Source organism: Alishewanella sp. BS5-314, from assembly GCF_025377695.1.
GTDB classification, from domain to species: Bacteria; Pseudomonadota; Gammaproteobacteria; order Enterobacterales; family Alteromonadaceae; genus Alishewanella; species Alishewanella aestuarii.
Genome location: NZ_JACEHJ010000001.1, coordinates 442510 through 462183 on the forward strand (window position 1 = coordinate 442510; position 19674 = coordinate 462183).

The following is a 19674-nucleotide window of genomic DNA, read 5'->3' on the forward strand; positions in this document are numbered from 1 at the left end:
CGATAGCAACGGCTTCAAGCATATTGCTCCCTCACATAGCCTCGCTTAACTCCGAAAGCACCTGGTCCAACGAGCTTACGCACAAAAAACCACTTGGCGAATCTCAAACCTAATTTTTACTCTACAACCGCTGCACACCAAACCGAACCTGCACCCCAACCTGGCGATATAAGCCTGTTAAATACTGCTGTAATGACTGGGCTAAATCGTCCTGTGGGCAATCGCACCATAACAAAAAGTGCGGCGGCATAACGCTGCGCTCTTGTTGTGTTGGCGGGTTACAATCACTGCGGATCACAAAGTTAGCTGGTCCGGGTAAAGTCAGCCGGCTTGGGATTATGCCGCGGACGGTGATCTGCCGGTTCAGATATTGGATCTGGGTGCTTTCATCGGCCTGCCCGCTAAATTGCTCAGTAAAGTCATCAATCTGCATTGGCAAGCGTTGCTGTGGCAAGCCCAGCTGCTGCAGTAAGGCGGAGCTAAGCCAAAGATCATTATTGCCTGTTGGCCCCAACCATTCAGGCTGGAAAACAAAACTTTGCTGCTCAAAACAGTACTGTATTACCAACACCGGCTGCATACCAGTACCCTGTAATTGCAACAGCTGACTATCAAAGCTGGTGACTGCCCGATTACGGATATCGAGGCTGAGAAAGGCCTGTAATTGCTGCGCTGACGGTAACGGTGACGCAGCATCTTTCCCGGCAGCTACCGCAGTAGCCGTTTGTGGTGTTACCAGCCAGAGTTGCCCGGCAGCCATAGCCTGCGCGCCGTAAAGCAAGGCACTGAACAGTAAACAAGCGATAAGGTTACGCATCAGAACTCTCCCGCGTTGAGCTGGTAACAGGTCCGCAAATATCAGCGAAACCGCTGCTAATTTGTACAGACAAGCAAAGCCTAGTCAGGCAAGGGTGCCTTTACCAGCATCCAGATCAAAGTTTCAGCATTTTTCTATAAAGTATTGAAAAGCTAAAACTGTCGTCTTACTGTCAGCTGACAGTAGGCGGACTGGCAGGGTATTGTCGTCACGCTTGTCAGGTCCGGCACACTGTAATAGGGGTAGACCAACCGAGGAGAAAGATGATGACTAACCAAACCGACGCTACCCTGAGTTTTTTTGACTATGGCGACCACACCATTAAAGTCATGTGCTCAATGAGCAATGGCAAAGAACAGGTTTATGTCGATGAACAGCTGGTATTGGAAAAACGCAGTTTTCGCTATCACTCAACTCACCAGTTTGAGCTTGATGGCAAAAAAGCCGAGATCCGGGTTAAAGTCGCCAGCATTTTTAAAGGGCCCTACTACATCGAGTTTTCGGTCGATGGCAAAGCCGTTGATAGTGACGAATGGGATCTGGCCCGGATGCTCGCGCACCTGAAACAACTGCGGCAACAGCAGCCGTTGTGGCAGCGCCTTGGCGTATATTTTATGTTCGGTTTACTGGGTGGTGCCTGCGGTGCACTGATTGGCTACAGCTTGGCGATCTGGTTTAAGGGGTCAGCTATGCAACTGAATCCACAGCTTATCCGGCAGCTTAGAACCGAAAAAGGTTGGACCCAGCAACAACTGGCTGAAATCTGTGCCCTAAGCCTCAGAACCATTCAGCGGGTGGAGGTGCATGGCATTGCTTCACTGGAAACCAGTAAAGCCCTGGCCGCCGCCTTTGCGTTAGACCGACAACAATTAACGCTGCAAACGAACGCTGAACCGGAAGCAGATGCCCGCGGCGGCGTACCACTCTGGGTGCCTGCCGTGACCTTTCTGGCCGGTGTTTTGTGTGGCGGCGTATTACTGTTGCAGTTTACGCCCTAAGCCACTGACCTAGCGCAGGGCGCCCGCCCTGCGATGGTCCTGAAATTTATGAGCTTTGCCGGATTTTTAGTGGCAGAGCGCGCCGGAACAGGTAAGGTACAGGCAACAATCATTGCTATTGAGGTTCTATGAAACTGTTCCCCCTGGCCAGTCTGGTGACGGCCCTTAGCATCATTCCTGCCCTGGCAGTTAACCCAGCCGCGGCCAATACCAGCAACAATGCAGCGACGTCAGCGCTCAAGCCACTGCAGGCCGAAGATATTTTCCGTCTGGCCGGTGCCAGCGATGTGCAGATTTCCGCCGATGGTAAACGGATTGTCTATGTGCGCCAGCAAAATAATATTATGACTGACCGCACTGAAAGCAGCTTGTGGCTGCTGGATCTGGCAACCGGTGCCCATTACCCGTTGTTTGCCGACAAGTTCAACTATAGCCAGCCACGCTGGGCACCGGATAATAACCGAATTGCCTTTGTGTCAGACCGTGATGGCAGCAGCCAGATCCAGGTACACTGGTTAAACGAACAAAAAACTGCGGCGATCAGCCAGCTGCAAGTTCGGCCCAGTCAGCTCAGCTGGTCGCCGGACGGACAGCAACTGGCGTTTCTGGCTGAGGTGGCCGCACCGGCAACCGACTTTGCCAAAAGCGTCTATCAACCGCGCAAGCCGGCTAACGCAAACTGGTCAGCCAGCCCAATAGTGGTTGAACGTACCTACTATCAGGCCGATGGCCGCGGCGTAATGCGCTCAGCTTATGCACAAGTCTTTGTGGTTCCGGCGTCAGGCGGTGTCGAACAGCAACTGACCAGCGGCCCTTACCAGCATAATGGGCCATTGGCCTGGACGGCGGATAGCAAAGCGCTGATTTTCCCGGCCAACCGCCACCCGGATTGGGAGCTGCAAAGCCGGCAAGCCGATTTGTATCAGGTAGATGTGCATAGCCGGCAGCTTAATCAGTTAACCCGTTTAGAAGGGGAAGAAGCTGAGCCGAGCCTGTCACCCGATGGCAAAACTCTGGCCTTTACCTATACCCGTCCGGATGCGGTCTCTTATGTAAATAGCAAACTGAAGTTGCTGGATCTGCGCTCAGGCGAGATCCGGATGCTGGCAGCGGAACTGGATCGCAGCGTCGAAAGCCCAAGCTGGGTGAATAATTCGACGCTGACCTTTCAGTACACCGATCGTGGTCAAACCAAGGTTGCGCAAATTAGCACCCGCGATCGGATGACCGATCTGGTGGCCGATTTAGGCGGCACCAGTTGGGGCCGGCCTTATCTGAGCGGCATGTATAGTGTCGCCGCAAACGGCACTGTCGCCTATACCCAGGGTAGCAGCCAGCGCCCGGCTGAAGTGGCAGTTTTTAGCAATGGCCGCAGCCGCACGCTAACGGATCTAAATGGCGGTTTATTATCGCAGCGTAAGCTGGGCCAGGTACAGGAACTGCGTTATACCTCTGCTGCCGGTAACGAAGAAATTCAGGCCTGGTATATTACGCCGCCTGATTTCGATCCCAGAAAAAAATATCCGCTGATCCTGGAAATTCATGGTGGACCACATCTGGCCTATGGTCCGCAGTTTGCGGCTGAACTGCAACGCTATGCCGCAGCAGGCTATGTGGTGCTGTATAACAACTACCGTGGTAGCACCAGCTATGGTGAGCGTTTTGCCATGTTACTGCACTACAACTACGCGTCAGAGCATGATTTTCAGGATCATATGTCGGGGGTTGATGCCATGCTGGCCAAAGGCTTTATTGACGAGAACAACCTCTTTATTGCCGGTGGCTCTGCCGGAGGGATCGGCACCCTTTATGCGGTAGGCCTGACCAACCGCTTTAATGCCGCCGCAGCGACAAACCCAGTGGTGAACTGGACCTCGAAGGTGCTATCCGCCGACAGCTATGTCGGTCAGATCCGCAATCAGTTCCCCGGTATGCCCTGGGAGCAGCAGGCGCACTACTGGCAGCGCTCGCCGTTATCGCTGGTTGCCAATGTCAGTACGCCGGTACTGCTCTTTACCGGTGAGCAAGACCGCCGCACGCCAATGGCCGATACCGAACAGTACTATCAGGCGTTGCGGCTGCGACAAATCGATAGTGTGATGGTGCGGGTACCGGATGCCAGCCATGGCGTGACCAACCGGCCATCCTGGATGATTGCCAAAATTGAGCATGCACTGGCCTGGTTTAAGCGTTATCAGAAAGACTAACTTAGCTTAACAGCTGCGGCGCTGGCATTGCCCGGCGCCGCTGTTTATCCTGATACATCGCCACATCGGCCAGACTAAGCAGCAAATCAATATCCTGGCTATCACCACTATGCCAGCTTACCGCTCCCAGGCTGGGGCCATGATACAGTAGCTTAAAGTCACCCAGCGAAAATACCCCACTGCAACATTGCCGGATCCGGTTAATAATCAGCTCACTTTGCTCGGTTGAAATCTCCGGCGCCTGACACAGCAACACAAACTCATCGCCTCCCTGACGGGCGACAAAATCCCCTTTGCGCAGAACCTGTTGTAAGCGCTGGGCAATTTGCCGTAAGAACTCATCCCCGGTTTCATGACCAAACTGGTCGTTAATCAGCTTAAATTTATCCAAATCGACGAAGATCAGATAAAAACCCAGTTGTTGCCGGACACCTCTGGCGATCAACCGTTCCAACTCTTCCAGTAGATAGCGACGGTTCGGTAAACCCGTTAAGGCATCATGCCGGGCGTGGTAAGTAAGTTGCTGGTTTGCATCCAGTAACATGCTGTGCTCATCCAATCGAGCGGCCAGCAAGGATAAAGAATTACTGATGCCGGAGAGAATTAATAATTGTTCAGAGCAGCCACTATCCGCCAGTTGTAAGGCCAGCAAACCGGCAACCGGCTGTTGCCCAACAAAGATATTAATCAGATAAGCCGGGGCATCTAACAGTTCAGGCGGGCGAAACTCCGGGTTGAGGGGAACAACATTGCGGCAACGATCCTCTGCACTCAGCGTAGCAAGCCACTGCGCCAGCGCTTGCTGCAGTGCCTGTTGTGCCGGATCTAACAGCAGTAACTGTTGCTGAGGCGTTTCAAAGGGCAGTAGTTGCTGCCACTCTCCACTTCGCTGCATCACCTGGGCAACTTGCATCACCGCCAGGCTAAGGGATTGGGCGGCAACGCAAATTTCACTAACGGCAGCCAGCAGGCGCAATTTACCAAGCTCGCGCTCAGCAGCACTGGCCCGGGCCAAAGCGGCGTGCTGTAACTTATCGCGGGTCCATTGCACACTCACTAGTTCAGCACACAGCTGCAGCACCTGTAATACATCATCCGGGTTGTCCAGCTGAACCTGCTGCGAACTGGCGCCGCACAGTGTTCCGCAAACTTCACCGCGGGCATCCAATACCGGCACGCTGAGGTAAGTTTGCAATCCTAATGCTTTGGCTGCGGCAGAGTCTGGCCAGATGTTTGGCACATCATTGGTGATAAAGCGCCCACTTTGCAGCGCTCTTTTACACAGCGTATCGTGCCAGGGCACTTCCAGACCTTCGGTCAGCTGTAACTGCCCCGCATTTAAAACATATTCAACACGCTGCATGCCAGCATCAACATTAATACTGGTCAGGTAGGTCGACTCCAGGCCGGTTAGCTGCTGAATAAGTCGCAATATCGGCCGGGTTAACTCTTCAACGGTATTAGCGCTGGCAACAAAGCCGGCTAACTGCTTTAACTGTGCGTCCATTGACACCCCATATCGCTACTAATCGGGTTAGTTATTAGTGTAGTAGAGCGCCACGCCCTTGTAATAACTTAAATCAAACCACCCAAACAGACATATTTTAACTGGGTATAGTCATCGAGCCCGTAACGCGAGCCCTCTCGGCCGTAACCCGATTGTTTGATACCGCCAAAAGGCGCGGCAGCGTTAGAAATAATGCCTTCGTTCACACCCAGCATACCAACTTGCAATGCCTGCGCCAGCCGGAATACCTGACCCAGCTGTTGGCTATAGATATAGCCGGCCAGACCATAATCGCTGGCGTTAGCTAAGGCTATGGCTTGCTGTTCAGTGCTAAAGCTGGTGATGGCCAGCACCGGACCAAAAATCTCCTGCTGGAATAGCTGCATCTGCGGCGTAACGCCGGTTAGCAGTGTTGGCTCGAAAAACAAGGAGCCGGCCGGATGCGGCTTGCCACCATGCAGCAAGGTCGCGCCCTGGTCGAGGGCATCATCCAGTAGCTGCTGTACCTTAGCCACGGCTTTGGCCTCGATTAAGGGCCCGATAGCGCTACCTGGCTCGGTACCCGCCGCCACTTTCAGGGTTTGCACCTTAGGTAACAGGATCTGCATAAACCGCTCGAGTACCGTCTCTTCAACCAATACCCTGTTGGCGCAAACACAGGTTTGGCCGGCATTACGAAACTTGGCGGCAATTAACCCCTCGGCGGCGGCTTCCAGATCGGCACTGGCAAACACGATAAAGGGAGCATTACCACCCAGCTCCATACTGACCCGTTTTACGCCCTCTGCACATTGCTTTAACAAGGTCTTACCCACAGCAGTAGAGCCGGTAAAACTAAATTTATTAACCAGTGGGTGGGTGGTGAGCACCTCGCCCAGTTGCTGGGCGTTAGTGCCAACCAAGACATTAAAAATTCCGGCCGGTACGCCAGCCCGCTGCGCCAGCTCGGCGCAGGCTAATGCTGAGAGTGGCGTTTGTGCTGCTGGTTTTACCACAAAGCTGCAACCCGCAGCTAACGCAGCGGCCGCTTTGCGCATTAACATGGCATTGGGGAAATTCCAGGGGGTAATGGCCGTGACGACCCCCACGGCCTGCCGTAGCACCAGGATCTGTTTATCGGAGGCGGGCGCCGGAATAATATCGCCATAGAGCCGTTTCGCCTCTTCGGCAAACCAGCCCAGGTAAGAGGCGCCGTAACGAATTTCTGCCCGCGCCTCAGCTAGCGGTTTCCCCTGCTCTAACGTCAGCAATAACGCCAGATCGGCCTCATGCTGCAACAACAGTTGCTGCCATTCTATCAACACTGCGGCGCGTTCTGCCGCGGCCAGTGCGGCCCAGCCCGGTTGCGCAGCCGCCGCTGCCTCAACTGCCATAGTGGCATCAGCCAGGGTCGCTTCGTCAACCTGCGCCAACGTTTTACCATTTGCCGGGTTTACCACAGCAAAGCGATGGGGGCCTGCTGCTTGCCACTGGCCATTGATAAAAGAGCGGGTTTTAACTAACGCCGGATCGGTGAGAGCTAACATAGGCGGCACTCCTGCTTAGCAAGGGAATTGCCGCTATTAAAACATGCTCTTAAGACAGATAAAACCTAACTTTGTTATCAGGTTAGCGTTTATATTGGGTAGGACAATAAGCGCGGGTAATCTCCGGGCTGCGCAACTTCAGGTGCTTGGTTTTGCGGCCACTGACTCTGGCGCGCCATAGCCGGAAACTACTCGCCTTTAACTCCGCACGCATAAAACGGATCAGCGCACTCTCATTCAGGCCATATAGGTTTTCAATCGCTTCAAAGGGGGTACGATCTTCCCACGCCATTTCGATAATGCGCGAGCGCTGCTCATCATTAAAGGTCATTGGCATCCTCCATTACCGCATAACGCTGGTATAGCTCTAACGGTGCAAATTCCAGCGCCCGTTGATGACACGCTGACAATTTTAACAGTGGTGCCACCCCAGCCTGCTCGGCGGCTAACCAGCGTAGTGCGCACAAACACCAGAAGTCACCAGGTACTAACCCGGGAAAATCCCACTCTGGTCTGGGTGTGCTTAGATCATTGCCTTGACTTAGCGTAAAAGCTAAAAATTCAGCGGTTACCTGAGCGCACAGCACATGGCTGCCCAAATCGGCCTGATTAGTACGGCAAAAACCATCGCGAAAAAAACCGGTGTGCGGCGCAAAACAGCAAGCAGTGAGTGCTTGTCCAAAAATATTGAGAGCCATAACGACTTATCAAAAAACCATAATGGTGATTAAACGTATAAACTGAGCTAACCGATTGCCTGGCAGGAAAATTTTTATGCGTTTTTATTGGCTGTTATTGTTATTACTCGCGGGCTGTACCAGTGTGCCGGAAAAGGTGACGCCGGTCAGCCCTTTTGAGCTGGAGCGCTATCTGGGTACCTGGCATGAAATCGCCCGCCTCGATCACCGTTTTGAACGCGGCCTGACTCAGGTAACGGCCGAGTATAGCCTGCGCCAGGACGGCGGTGTGACAGTGCTAAACCGTGGCTTTGATGCCGCTAATCAACGTTGGAAAAGTGCAACCGGCAAAGCCTACTTTGTTGATGACAGCAATACCGGCCGCTTAAAGGTATCATTCTTTGGGCCTTTTTACGGCGGCTATAATATTGCCAAGCTGGATCCGGATTACCAGATAGCCCTGGTGGTCGGGCCCAACCTGGATTACGCCTGGCTGCTGGCCCGCAAGCCACAGTTGTCCGCTGCAGAATGTGCGCCCTATCTGGCCGAAGCCGAACGCATTGGCATTGCCCTGGATCAGCTGATCTGGCTGGCGCCTTGTAGCTAGCCCAAAAAAACGCCGGCACTGCGCTTTGCACAGGCCGGCGTATTGTTACTCTAAAAATGAAATTAAGCTTTCGCGGGGATCCGCTCTAAAACCGCCAGCAGCAGCTGCCAGTACTGACCGACAGTTTCGATATTAACCATCTCATCCGGACCATGTGGGTAGCGGATAGTTGGGCCAATCGACACCATATCCATCTCTGGGTACGGCTTTTTAAACAAACCGCATTCCAAACCGGCATGGATCACCATAATCACCGGCTCTTTGTTATAGATTGCCTGATAAGTATCTTTAACAATCGCCATGACCGGCGAAGCTGGATCGGGCTTCCAACCCGGATAAGCACCACTGAACTTCACCGCAACACCAGTCAGGGCCGCTAATGATGCCAGCGTGCTCTCAACCTGCTCGCGGCCGGAGTCAATCAGCGAACGGATTAAACAAACCACCTGGACGGTATCGCCGGTGGTAGTGACGACACCGAGGTTTAAAGACGTTTCTACCACACCGGCAATATCGTCGCTCATCCGCACAACGCCGTTCGGGCAGGCATTAAGCAGGTGTAGTACCTTATGCTGGCTGTCATTATTCATCACCTGGGCCGGTAAAATGGTCTCGGCTACGGCGAATTTAATCGCCGGCTCCACGGCTGACAGTTCTTGCCGGATCACGGCTTCAAAGGCGGCTACTGCCTGCTCTAAGCGGACGCGGTTATCTGCGGCCAGCGTTACGGTAACACCCGCTTCACGCGGAATCGCATTGCGCAGTGAGCCACCGCTGATTTCACTGACCTTCAGATCCAGTGCTGCCGCCTGCTCAACCAGAAAACGCGCCAGTAATTTGTTGGCATTACCGCGGCCTAAGTGAATATTCACCCCGGAGTGGCCACCTTTTAAACCACTTAGGTTTAAACGGTACGCCTGATGCCCAGCCGGTACCGGTTGCCATTGCATGGGGATACTAAACTCGGCATCGACACCACCGGCGCAGCCCATATAGATTTCGCCTTCCTGCTCCGAGTCGGTATTAATCAGGATCTCGGCGTCGAGCAGGCCGGCTTCCAGACCAAAGGCACCGGTCATACCGGCTTCTTCGTCGATCGTTAACAGTACCTCTAACGGACCATGTTTAATGTCGTCACTACCTAAAATAGCCAGCGCCGACGCCATACCAATACCGTTATCTGCACCCAGCGTGGTGCCCCGGGCCGTGACCCATTCGCCATCGACATAGGCATCTATAGGATCTTTAGTAAAGTCGTGCACCTTATCGGCATTTTTTTGCGGCACCATATCCAGATGCGCCTGGATCACTACGGTTTTGCGGTTTTCCATCCCCGCTGTCGCCGGCTTTTTAATGATCAGGTTGCCAACCTTATCTTCCACGACGGTTAAACCTTTATCCCGCGCCCAGGCCTGAATATGCCGGCTAAGCGCCTGCTCATGTTTGGACGGATGTGGGATAGCACAGATTTGAGCGAACCATTGCCATAGCGGCTGCGGGTATAAACTGGAAATAGCGGTCACAACAACTCCTGATCAAGGGGCAGAGAAATTGTCGTGATTTTATCACAACCTGTATCGCAGGCGCATAAGCCACCGGCTAATCGCCGGCGGGCTGCGATTAATAACGTAAAGCCGGATAGACAGTCGTCAGCTATTTCTTACAACTGACGGCTTTAACCCATTAACATCCAGATTGCGACGCCAAACATCAGGCTGGCACCAATGCGGTTTAAATACTGTACTCTGTTGGTTTTCGCCAGAAACAACGCCAGCACCTTACCGCCACTGGCATACAACAGCATAGAGCCAAACTCCAGCAGCAGAATAATGGCCACCAACACCAGTAATTGCGGCCAAAACGCCAGCTTGCTATCAATAAAGGGCGGTAATAACGCCATATGAAAGGCCCAGCCTTTGGGGTTAGACACGGCGGTAATAAAGCCCTGACTAAACAAGGTGCGCCGCGGTAACATCACCGGCGCTGAGCCCAGCTGCGGCAGCGCCAGTTTGCCTTTGGCACGCCACATTTGGATGCCAACATAGGTTAGATAGGCGGCACCAAGCAGCTTAAACCACTGAAACAGGTCCGGAAACTTCAGCATCAGAGCGGCTACACCTAATACCGCCGCCATGGCAACTAAACCCACGCCCAGCATCTCGCCCCACATCATCCAGAAGGTACGACGCACGCCCTGACTCATCCCCAAGGTCATGGCCAGCGTCATACACATGCCCGGCGTAACAGAGACAAATAAAAAGGTGGGAATAAAAGCGCCCAATAATGTCAGATTAACCATAAGTACCCCGGTAGACTCGCCGCTTATTCTGGCGACTTCTACGTATTGCAGCAATAGCTAAACTAACTTTTAGATTATCCTGTTCACTCGCACGCCTCGCCTCACAGTTAAAACAGTGCCAGACATACAAAATCTAACCGCTAAAGGCCAATCAGCCCCAGACTGGCGCCCACTTCCTGATCACTGTTATGCTAGCGCTACTTTGACTGTTGCAGATTGAAATCCCTGATGAAAATAGTGGTAAGAAGTTTATTAAAAGGCCTGGCGATTGTACTGCCGTTAATTATTACTATCGAGCTGCTGCGCTGGCTGCTGACCACGATCGAAAGCGTACTCGCCCCTGTGGTGCAATTGCTGATCCCGGCCAGCTGGTATCTGCCTGGCACGGCAATACTGTGTTTTGTCATCGCCTGTGCGGTAATTGGTTTTAGCTCGCGCTGGGCAGGTGTGAACTGGCTCTGGCAGTTGCCGGGCAAGGTATTAATGAAACTGCCGGGCAGCAAACAAATTTACGGCATGTTGCAAGATTTGATTGATGTGATGGCCGGCAAAAACTTTAGTGATGGTTCGGTGGTGATGGTTAAGCTGCCGTCATCCGAGATTGAACTGATTGGCATTGTTACCAAACAAGGCGGCCAGGCAGAAGACCGGATGTCGTCACTGATGCAGGAAGAACAACTGGCGGTGTTTATCCCGATGGCCTATAACGTTGGCGGCTATACCATTATAGTGCCACGCAGTTGCACCCGCAGCCTTGATATGAAGCCCGCCGAAGCCCTGCAACTGGTGCTTAGCGGCGGCTTGGGTAGCAGTAAAGCGCCGGGTAAATAACCTCTAAAGCAGCACATAGTTTAAAAAACCGACGTTAGCGAGATGCCAATTTCCTACTAAACCAAGCCTGCATTAACCCAGCCTTATAAAAATTTACCGGCGAGCTAAAGCCGGCATCGGCAATCAGCTGCGCCACCGCTGAAGCGGGCAAAATGGCAACATCGTTGGCATAGGTTCGCTTCATCTGCAATAGTGCTTCAGCTGAGGGACGGGTTGCAGATCGCATACGTTGCCATACCTCTAGTATGGCGTCGTATTGGGTAGCTGTTGTCTCTGCCGCCAGATCAGCGTTCACTAACAGTGCATTTGGTTGCAACCTATCGGCAATTTGCCGAAAAAAGCCCGTGCGATCTGACTTATTTTGCATAAAATGCGATACCAACAAGCACGTCGCAGCGTCGTAGCACTGCCCAGCGGGCAGCGTTTCCAATATCCCTTGGTGAAAATCACAGCGCGCTGCAATTCCCTGCGCTTGCACATTTTTCTGGCAAACCTGCAACATAGCTGACGCAGGCTCTACGGCGGTAAAGCGCCAGCCCGGAAATTTTTTAGCTAGATACAGCAACTCTTTACCAGTACCTACGCCGACACACAGGATCCTGGCATCAGCAGGTAAATCGGCAAATACCGCTGCCAACATAAAATACAAGCCCTGGTAAACCGGGGCTATTTTGTCCCACTGTGTATCATAGTGGGCGGCCTGCTGTTCAAATATGGCAAGTAGCGCGTGGTTATCCATATTCGCTCCGGCGTTATCTGGTAATTAACAATATCAACCCAACATCAAGTACCTATGTGCTGCGGCACCGGCTTTAACACCTGCCGCCGCAGCCAACATAGCGTTATGCATTGGGCTAGCCATATCACCGGCAGCGAATAATCCCGGCACTGAACTAAGTTGCATGGCGTCAGTTTTAAGATAAGCCCCCAGGGGCCCCTGCTCCAATTCACAACCCAGTTGCTCTGCCAGCTTGTGGCCAAAGGCAGTTTTGGGCGCCACATACACAACCCGCGTATCGATTTGCCGGCCATCTGCAAGCCGCAGATAACTGATAGTATCGCCATCACCTTCAACGGCAACGACCACTGTATCTTCCAGTATTACCCCTCGCCGCTTTAGCAGAGCCTGTTGCTCCGCATCAGGGATAAAGGTGCTCTGGCTAAAATAGGTTACCGGTCCCCAGTCTGGCAAAATAGACGCCTGGTGGATCGAGGCTTCGCCAGTAGCAATGACCGCGATAGGTTGCTGACGAAATTCATAGCCGTGGCAATAGGGGCAATGAATTACAGACTTCCCCCAACGCTGCGACAGCCCTGCGATATCAGGTAACGTATCCTGTACCCCGGTAGCCAGGATCAGTGTCTGCCCCTGATACTGCTGACCTGTTTCGTCACTCACGCTAAAGTGGCCATTAGCTAATTTTTGCGCGCTATGCACCCGGCTTTGCCGAAACTGCACCGTTGGGTAAGCCAACACTTGCTGCCAGGCCAGGCCGCGCAATGCGCCGGGCTCTGCTCCATCGGCAGCGAAAAAGCCATGTGACTGCACCGCAAAACGGTTGCGCGGTTCGCCCGCATCAATCAGCAATACCTGCCGCTGCCCCCGCGCTAATTGCAGCGCTGCCGACAAACCAGCAAAACTACCGCCTATTACTATCGCATCCCAGATCATTGCTATACCTCGCTGCCGTATAAAAAGGCCAAGTGTCAAAACACAAATCAAGAAACATCATAAGTTACATAAAAAGCAAAAGCAACTCTTGTAACATGAAAAGTATCTTGAAAGTGCGTTAGAATAATCAGCAAGACAAAATTGAAAGAGTCACTAATGAGAAAAGACAGCCGTTTATCACGAATGCTGCATGTATTAGTTCATATGCAACAGTTGCAACACGCCATTACCTCCGAGCAACTGGCACTGATGCTGCACACCAATCCGGTTGTGGTGCGGCGTACTATGGCATTGTTACGGGAACAGGGGTATGTCAGTGCCGTCAAAGGTCATGGCGGCGGTTGGACCTTAGCCAAGCCGTTGCAGCAGATCACCCTGCTGGATATCCACCGTTCGCTTAGCGAGAGCTCCTTATTTACTATTGGTTTAACCGATGAACACAATAACTGCCCGATAGAACAAGCAGTAAATTTGGCAATTGATGACGTACTGCAAGAAGCAGAAGCGCTGGTATTACAACGCTTTGCTGAAGTCACACTGGATAAACTGGCAGTAGGTTTTACCCAACCACCAGTATAATGAATAAACCATCTGCTAAAAACTGTAGATTATTCACCCGTATCAAGATTCAAGGTGCGCAGCTCTTTTAACGTCTGCGACTGCAACATCTCTAAGGTTTTATGGTGCGGCTCTGGCCGTTGCGTTTGCGCATCTACCCGCACAAAAACGATATCATCGGCAAAGCAGATGGTTTTTTTGGTGGCCTTGTTACGCACCAGACAGCTTACCGTAATAGAGGTTCGGCCCACCGCTTTGGTGGCCAAACCAAACTCGACTACATCACCCAGCTTGGCTGGGCTTTCAAAACTGATGGCGCCCATATGCTTGGTCACCAGGCTATTGGTTTCTAACTGACAAATGGCGTAAATCGCCGCTTCCTCGTCTATCCATTCTAATGCCCTGCCTCCAAAGAGGGCATTGGCATAATTTAAATCACCTTGCATCACCAACCGACGGCTTAAAAAACGCATCTTCTCACCTGTAACATCATTGTTTGAAAGTTAAGTATATCCCTGTTGGCGTATTGCACCAATGCACCAGCCGCTTTAACGATAGCAAGACTGCCGCCATTTTGCGATATCCGCTGACCGGCCAACCGATAGCGTCACTCCGCCTCTGACAGTTTCGACTACACTTGATCACAACCACAAACCACACCTTAATTGCAGGAGATGCATAATGTCAGGCAATACCATAACCCTACATCGGGTAGTAATGGCCCCGCCAGAGCGGATTTATCGTGCCTTTTTAGAGCCGGAGGCGTTAGTAAAATGGTACCCACCGCATGGTTTTACCTGCCGGGTACTGAGTATGGACGCCCGGGTTGGCGGTGGTTATAAAATGGCTTTCACTAACTTTAGTAGCGGCAAAAGCCATAGCTTTGCCGGCACCTTCCTGGAGTTAATACCCAATACCCTGATCCGCCTGAATGACCAGTTTGACGACCCTAATTTGCCCGGCCTGATGCAGGTAACGATCCGCTTAAAGCCGGTAATAATAGGTACCGAACTGACGATTGAGCAAAGCGGTGTGCCGGAAGCCATACCGGCTGAATTCTGTTATGCCGGCTGGCAGGAATCCTTGCAGCTGCTGGCGCTGCTGACCGAACCAGAAATCCCGGATCAAGTCTGATCAGGCAGAGGAAAAAAGGCCGGATTTATCCGGCTTTCAGTTATTAGAATCTCTAAGGGTACTGAGCTTCATTTTAACGGGATATAAAGCAGTAACGTCAGATTATTGAAGTTGCGCATCCAACGGTTATGTTCTAGATTGGATATTCGGTACAACCTGATAAATATGAAAAACTTCAATTACTTTTGAAAGTAGTTGTTAGCCAGAATAACGAGAAAGGGATGTCTTATGAAGTTAAGCCACGCACTGTCTACATTAAATCAGATAGAAAAATCTGTCGAATCCGTAGAGATGGATACCGAAGTGAGTATTTCGCTGCTGACAGCTAAAGGTTTAAAGCATATTCACTATGCCTATAGAGCCAAACTCCGCCCGAATTTTTCGGCCCGGTTACTAAAAAAAGCGGCCTGCTTAGGGCTGAGTTGATTGCAAAAAAGTGTCCCGGAGAAAAGGTACAGTGCTAGTCTGTGAGAAAAGTGCTAGGCCTGCGTTTTCAGTAAAATGATTAAAATAGGAAGCTAATGAATACTATTAATCCGATAATAACAAGGTTTGCAATTCGCAAATTGTATGACGAAAGGGACGTTGAAATAAACTTCACTAGCAACGTCAAGATTTTAGTTGCGGAAAATGGACATGGTAAAACCACAGTTCTAAATGGACTATTTGCGCTACTCACGGGAGATTTATCAAAACTGAAGGAAATTGATTTTGAAAGTATAGAGATTGATTTTTCTAACGGTGCAAAATTCGTTTTTAATACAGACGAGCTTAAGATTTCTTTGAAGGATTTTAGAGGTAATAATCGTTCAAATGGCATATTTGAATTTTTGTCAAGAAAGTGTGGTGAGGATAAAACTGTAAGACTTTTAGAGGGCTACTACTCCCAATCTAGAAAAGCATTTACTGATAGCAACATATTTAAATATATTTCCAGAAAATCTGATCTTCATTCAACACAACTATTAGGAATATTGAACGACATATCAAACGATAGAACTGATTTTAAAGATTTCGTAGGGGGAAAGAAAAAGCTATCCGAAATTAGAGAGAACTTTGGGCTTAGCATTGTCTACTTACCTACATACAGGCGCGTAGAGCAGCAGTTTGAAGAATTGGCAGAGATAAATCAAAACGATTTCCTTGAAGATTACTCAATTAACTTTGGGATGAAAGATGTAAGGAAAAGATTTGAAGAAATAACAGAAGAAATAAAATCCTCATCGGTTGAGTGGTTTTCAAAAATAAATGGTGAAATGCTTAGTCAATTAGTTGACGGATTTAAACTTGATGAGGACTCAAAAAGCAAAATTGATGAAGCGGCATTAAAAATAGTTCTAGACCGTATTGGTAGCAACATTAACAAATCTGACAAAGAAAAAATAATTGAGCTAGTTGAATCAAAAGAAATTCTCGAAGGACACGAACCATTAGTATACTTCATTTCTAATTTAGTTAAAGTGTATGCCCAACAAAAAGATAATGACAAAGCTATTCAAGACTTTAGCGAAGTATGTAATAGGTATCTAGTTGATAAAAAGGTTGACTACGATGAAAGCAGCGTAACAATTAAAATTGTAAGGAGAAAAAATGGCAAGACAGTAGATCTTGAGAATCTGTCCTCAGGTGAAAAGCAGATAATATCACTATTCGCTCGCCTATATTTAAAAAGAGAATCAAATCTTGCTTTGTTTTTTGACGAACCAGAATTATCACTGTCTCTTGAGTGGCAAAAGACCTTGCTTCCAGACATTTTGAATTCTGGAAAATGTACTTTTCTCTTTACCACAACTCACTCTCCTTTTATTTTTGAAAATGAACTTGCTGCTAACACAGTAGATTTAGGGCATTACATTAAGGAGCTGTAATGGATAGAGTCATTTTAATGCAGGAACAAGGCAGCTCTCATTCGGTGAAGTTCTTAGAATTCACAAGAATCCATTCTAAAAAAGAAATAAAGTTAATATGTATATTTGAGGGGCAAGATGAAAAATACTTTTCCTCTAGAATAAGCCTAAAAATTGGCCAAGACAAATGGAGCGGCATAAACTCTGGAGGAAAAAATGTTGTTTTGAACCTACATGAGATAATCTCAAAACATGAGATATATAAAAAATCAAATTATAGGTGTTTTATTGACAGAGATTTTCATTACTCTTTTTCAAACCCTGAAAAAGATAAAATATATATAACAAACGGATACTCAATTGAAAACAACTATGTTAGCGAATCCGTCTTCAAAAGAATTTTGGCTTGTGAGTTTAACATAACCGAGTTTAATGAAAACTCTGAAGACTTTGATAAGTGCATAAAAACTTTCAATGATCGCTTAAACGAACACAACAAAGCAGTACATAAGTTTAATTGTTGGGTTAAGGCTCATAGGCTTATGGAGAATAGAAATGAAGCGCCAAGGTCTTTAAATGTACAAAGTATCAAAATAAGCGCACTCATCGATGTTTCGCTAGATAGGGTGAGACGAGTCTATTCTGATAATCCAGAGGAATTATTTAAAGATTACGACAATCTTATATTGAATCAACGCTTTGTTGAGGAAGCTGACAATATTTTGAATAATCTAGATGTGACGTTAGCATATCGAGGAAAACAACAATTAGAATTTTTCAGGTTGTTTTTAACTAAATTGAAGGAGGATAGAGTAGCTAAAACGCAGCGTTTTTTTTCTAAGAAGGGAAAGGTTAACCTAAGCCTATCAAAAGATAACTGTATCTCGGAGCTATCTCAATATGCAGATGTACCTGATTGTTTGAATAGTTTTTTTGACGATATTGCACGGCAACTTGCTGCGTAAAAATTTTAGATGTTAAGTGTAGAAAAAATTAATTTGAGAGTTTTCTTGACATATAGACCACTCACCAAAAAGCCGGATCACCCCGGCTTTTTAGCAAAAAATCAGCCTAAATCAACTGTATCCCACCCCCAAAGCTGCGGTAAATACCCACTAAACGGATAAAGCTTTGCTGTTGCAGTTGCGCCAGTTGATCGCGGCTGCGTAGCTGTTCGCGTTCTGCATCCAGTAAATCAAAAAACTCGCCGCTGCCCGCGTTATAGCGGGCGCGGGCAATTTGCACCGCTTTATTACTGGCGTGCCATTGTTGCTCGGCGCTTAATTGCTGCTCGCGGCTTAGGTTATAGCTGGTTAACGACAACTGCATCTCGTTAATGGCGGTAAAGACCTGCTGCTCAAAGCGGGCCAGCGCCATTTGCGTGCTGGCTTCGGCCTGGCGAATACGCGCTCTCACCGAGCCTAAATCGGCGGCCTGCCAACTCAGCGTCGGCGCCACTGACCAACTTTGCGTATCGCTACTCAGGGTTAAACCGGGGCCGGAGATAAAGCCTAAAAAGCCCCGCACCGACAGATTCGGATACAGATCCGCTGTGGCTACGCCAATGCTGGCCGTTTGTGCCGCCAGTTGCCGCTCACTGCTGGCAATATCGGCGCGATAGCGCAGGTAGTTTTCACCGGCCAACAACGCCACCGGCTGCGTTAACTCTGGTAACTTGGGTACTGAACCCAGTTTCAGCTCGCCCGGGCGCATGGCCAGTAACGCCGACAAGGTCGCATCGGCGCTAAGTAAAGCCGCCCGATACGCCGGTACTGAGGCCTGCACCTGATGCAACTGTACATCTATTTGCGCCAGCTCCAGCTCCGACGCCATACCGGCCTCTAATCTCGCCAACACGATAGTGCGGCTTTGCTGTAAGTTGTGCAGATTTTGCTCGGCTACGGCGAGACGCAGCTGCGCGCCACGGTATTCGCCATAGCTTATCGCTACCTGGCTGATGATCTGTAACTGCGCATCATGCCACAGTAAATCGGCTTGCTGCGCTTGTGCCTCTGCCGCTTCACTGGCCCGGCGCAACTTACCGAAAATATCCAGATCCCAGCTTAAACTGGCACCGGTGCTATAACCGCGGCTAATTACCCCGTTATCGTCCGGCAGCACAGTGCCGTTTTCACTGGCCTGATAACCGGCGTCGAGCGTGCCTTTGGGCAGTAAATCATTATCGGCATCACGAAATACCGCCCAGGCCCGCTCTACATTGGCGCTGGCTTCTGCCAGCGTGCGGTTTTGCTGCAAGGCACGGCTTATAAGCTGATTTAATGCAGCATCATCAAAGGCCTGCCACCAGTTTTGTAGCTGCTCAGCTTGCTGATAGGGGCTGCTAACGCTGATATCAGCCACCTTAACCGGCGTTTGATAGTCTGGCCCGACAGCACAGGCAGTCAGGCCCGCGACCAATACCGCAATAACGGATACTTTTAAGCTGTTACGCATGAGTTGCCTCCACGCTAGCTGGCTGAGCAGGCTTGGCCTGTTGCGGCGCCGCCGGAGCGGTGGTGTTTGCACCACGTTTTGCCAGCATATAGTAGAACAGCGGGGTCAGCAGTAGGCCAAAAATCGTTACCCCAATCATGCCGGAGAATACCGCTACCCCCAGTGCCTGACGCATCTCGGCACCGGCACCGCTGGAAAACGCCATCGGCACCACGCCCATAATAAAGGCGATAGAGGTCATCAGGATTGGTCGTAACCGCAGGCGGCTGGCTTCCAGAATAGCATCCAGCGCCTGCATACCCTGGTCTTGCAGCTCTTTGGCAAACTCGACAATTAAGATGGCATTCTTGGTTGCCAGCCCCACTAAGACAATAAGACCAATCTGGGTGAGGATATTGTTATCCCCGCCGTAAATCAGTACGCCGCTTAGCGCCGATAACAAGGTCATCGGAATAATCAGAATAATCGCCAGTGGCAGGCTTAAGCTCTCGTATTGTGCCGCCAGTCTGAGGTATCCCCAGAAATTCTGCATTTAAAATA

General features: G+C 50.1%; 19 protein-coding genes and 1 pseudogene. 8 read left to right on the top strand and 12 right to left on the bottom strand.

What is annotated here, in order from left to right; all coding sequences use genetic code 11:
- Positions 1–121 precede the first annotated feature (121 nt).
- The gene (locus H1D31_RS02060; RefSeq protein ID WP_261255564.1) at positions 122–817 is read right to left on the bottom strand and encodes a hypothetical protein; all 696 of its coding nucleotides are present in this window, start codon (positions 815–817) and stop codon (positions 122–124) included.
- Between the two features lie 266 nt (positions 818–1083).
- Between H1D31_RS02060 and H1D31_RS02065 the strand changes: the two genes are divergently transcribed.
- Positions 1084–1815 (top strand): helix-turn-helix domain-containing protein, encoded by a 732-nt coding sequence (locus H1D31_RS02065; RefSeq protein ID WP_261255565.1) that lies wholly within the window; start codon positions 1084–1086, stop codon positions 1813–1815.
- A gap of 128 nt (positions 1816–1943) precedes the next feature.
- Positions 1944–4022, top strand: a complete 2079-nt coding sequence (locus tag H1D31_RS02070; protein WP_261255566.1) for an alpha/beta hydrolase family protein — start codon at positions 1944–1946, stop codon at positions 4020–4022.
- 1 nt (position 4023) lies between these two features.
- On the opposite strand, the gene H1D31_RS02075 is transcribed toward H1D31_RS02070, so the two are convergent.
- The 4 genes from H1D31_RS02075 to H1D31_RS02090 all read right to left on the bottom strand — a co-directional run bounded on the left by H1D31_RS02075 (position 4024) and on the right by H1D31_RS02090 (position 7753).
- Complete coding sequence (locus H1D31_RS02075; protein WP_261255567.1) at positions 4024–5529, bottom strand: sensor domain-containing diguanylate cyclase; 1506 nt, start codon at positions 5527–5529, stop codon at positions 4024–4026.
- A 68-nt stretch (positions 5530–5597) separates the two neighbouring features.
- A complete protein-coding gene (locus tag H1D31_RS02080) occupies positions 5598–7055 on the bottom strand; it encodes an NAD-dependent succinate-semialdehyde dehydrogenase (RefSeq protein WP_261255569.1) in 1458 nt (485 codons plus the stop codon).
- An 82-nt stretch (positions 7056–7137) separates the two neighbouring features.
- Positions 7138–7386, bottom strand: a complete 249-nt coding sequence (locus H1D31_RS02085) for a TIGR03643 family protein (RefSeq protein ID WP_008951041.1) — start codon at positions 7384–7386, stop codon at positions 7138–7140.
- Entirely contained in the window at positions 7376–7753 is a 378-nt protein-coding gene (locus tag H1D31_RS02090) for a DUF2237 family protein (protein ID WP_261255570.1), read from the bottom strand. The genes H1D31_RS02085 and H1D31_RS02090 overlap by 11 nt, the downstream gene beginning before the upstream one ends.
- Before the next feature lie 76 nt (positions 7754–7829).
- Between H1D31_RS02090 and H1D31_RS02095 the strand changes: the two genes are divergently transcribed.
- Positions 7830–8339: a lipocalin family protein gene (locus tag H1D31_RS02095; protein ID WP_261255572.1), complete on the top strand. Its 510-nt coding sequence runs from the start codon at positions 7830–7832 to the stop codon at positions 8337–8339.
- Positions 8340–8401: 62 nt separating this feature from the next.
- On the opposite strand, the gene H1D31_RS02100 is transcribed toward H1D31_RS02095, so the two are convergent.
- Complete coding sequence (locus tag H1D31_RS02100) at positions 8402–9862, bottom strand: aminoacyl-histidine dipeptidase (RefSeq protein ID WP_261255573.1); 1461 nt, start codon at positions 9860–9862, stop codon at positions 8402–8404.
- Positions 9863–10014: 152 nt separating this feature from the next.
- The gene (locus H1D31_RS02105; RefSeq protein WP_261255575.1) at positions 10015–10638 is read right to left on the bottom strand and encodes a LysE family translocator; all 624 of its coding nucleotides are present in this window, start codon (positions 10636–10638) and stop codon (positions 10015–10017) included.
- A gap of 228 nt (positions 10639–10866) precedes the next feature.
- Between H1D31_RS02105 and H1D31_RS02110 the strand changes: the two genes are divergently transcribed.
- A complete protein-coding gene (locus tag H1D31_RS02110) occupies positions 10867–11469 on the top strand; it encodes a DUF502 domain-containing protein (protein ID WP_261255578.1) in 603 nt (200 codons plus the stop codon).
- 34 nt (positions 11470–11503) lie between these two features.
- Here the strand turns inward: H1D31_RS02110 and H1D31_RS02115 are convergent, their stop codons facing one another.
- The gene (locus H1D31_RS02115; RefSeq protein WP_261255579.1) at positions 11504–12208 is read right to left on the bottom strand and encodes a class I SAM-dependent methyltransferase; all 705 of its coding nucleotides are present in this window, start codon (positions 12206–12208) and stop codon (positions 11504–11506) included.
- A 33-nt stretch (positions 12209–12241) separates the two neighbouring features.
- Positions 12242–13141 carry an NAD(P)/FAD-dependent oxidoreductase gene (locus H1D31_RS02120; RefSeq protein ID WP_261255581.1) on the bottom strand — a complete coding sequence of 300 codons (900 nt, stop codon included), beginning with the start codon at positions 13139–13141 and terminating at the stop codon, positions 12242–12244.
- 156 nt (positions 13142–13297) lie between these two features.
- On the opposite strand from H1D31_RS02120, the gene H1D31_RS02125 reads away from it, so the two are divergent.
- A complete protein-coding gene (locus H1D31_RS02125) occupies positions 13298–13720 on the top strand; it encodes an Rrf2 family transcriptional regulator (RefSeq protein ID WP_261255583.1) in 423 nt (140 codons plus the stop codon).
- 29 nt (positions 13721–13749) lie between these two features.
- Here H1D31_RS02125 and H1D31_RS02130 read toward each other — a convergent pair whose 3' ends face one another.
- On the bottom strand, positions 13750–14172 hold the full coding sequence (locus H1D31_RS02130) for an acyl-CoA thioesterase (RefSeq protein WP_261255585.1): 423 nt from the start codon (positions 14170–14172) through the stop codon (positions 13750–13752).
- A gap of 208 nt (positions 14173–14380) precedes the next feature.
- On the opposite strand from H1D31_RS02130, the gene H1D31_RS02135 reads away from it, so the two are divergent.
- The 3 genes from H1D31_RS02135 to H1D31_RS02145 all read left to right on the top strand — a co-directional run bounded on the left by H1D31_RS02135 (position 14381) and on the right by H1D31_RS02145 (position 17645).
- Positions 14381–14833, top strand: a complete 453-nt coding sequence (locus tag H1D31_RS02135) for an SRPBCC family protein (protein ID WP_261255587.1) — start codon at positions 14381–14383, stop codon at positions 14831–14833.
- Between the two features lie 521 nt (positions 14834–15354).
- Positions 15355–16701 (top strand): ATP-binding protein, encoded by a 1347-nt coding sequence (locus H1D31_RS02140; protein WP_261255589.1) that lies wholly within the window; start codon positions 15355–15357, stop codon positions 16699–16701.
- Positions 16701–17645 (top strand): DUF4435 domain-containing protein, encoded by a 945-nt coding sequence (locus H1D31_RS02145; protein ID WP_261255591.1) that lies wholly within the window; start codon positions 16701–16703, stop codon positions 17643–17645. Before H1D31_RS02140 ends, H1D31_RS02145 begins: the two co-directional genes overlap by 1 nt.
- 106 nt (positions 17646–17751) lie before the next feature.
- Here the strand turns inward: H1D31_RS02145 and H1D31_RS02150 are convergent, their stop codons facing one another.
- Positions 17752–19134, bottom strand: coding sequence for an efflux transporter outer membrane subunit (locus H1D31_RS02150; protein ID WP_261255594.1), 1383 nt, complete (start codon positions 19132–19134; stop codon positions 17752–17754).
- Positions 19127–19648: pseudogene (locus tag H1D31_RS02155) on the bottom strand (efflux RND transporter permease subunit); the annotation flags it as partial. The pseudogene H1D31_RS02155 and the gene H1D31_RS02150, both read right to left, overlap by 8 nt.
- Positions 19649–19674: the final 26 nt, after the last annotated feature.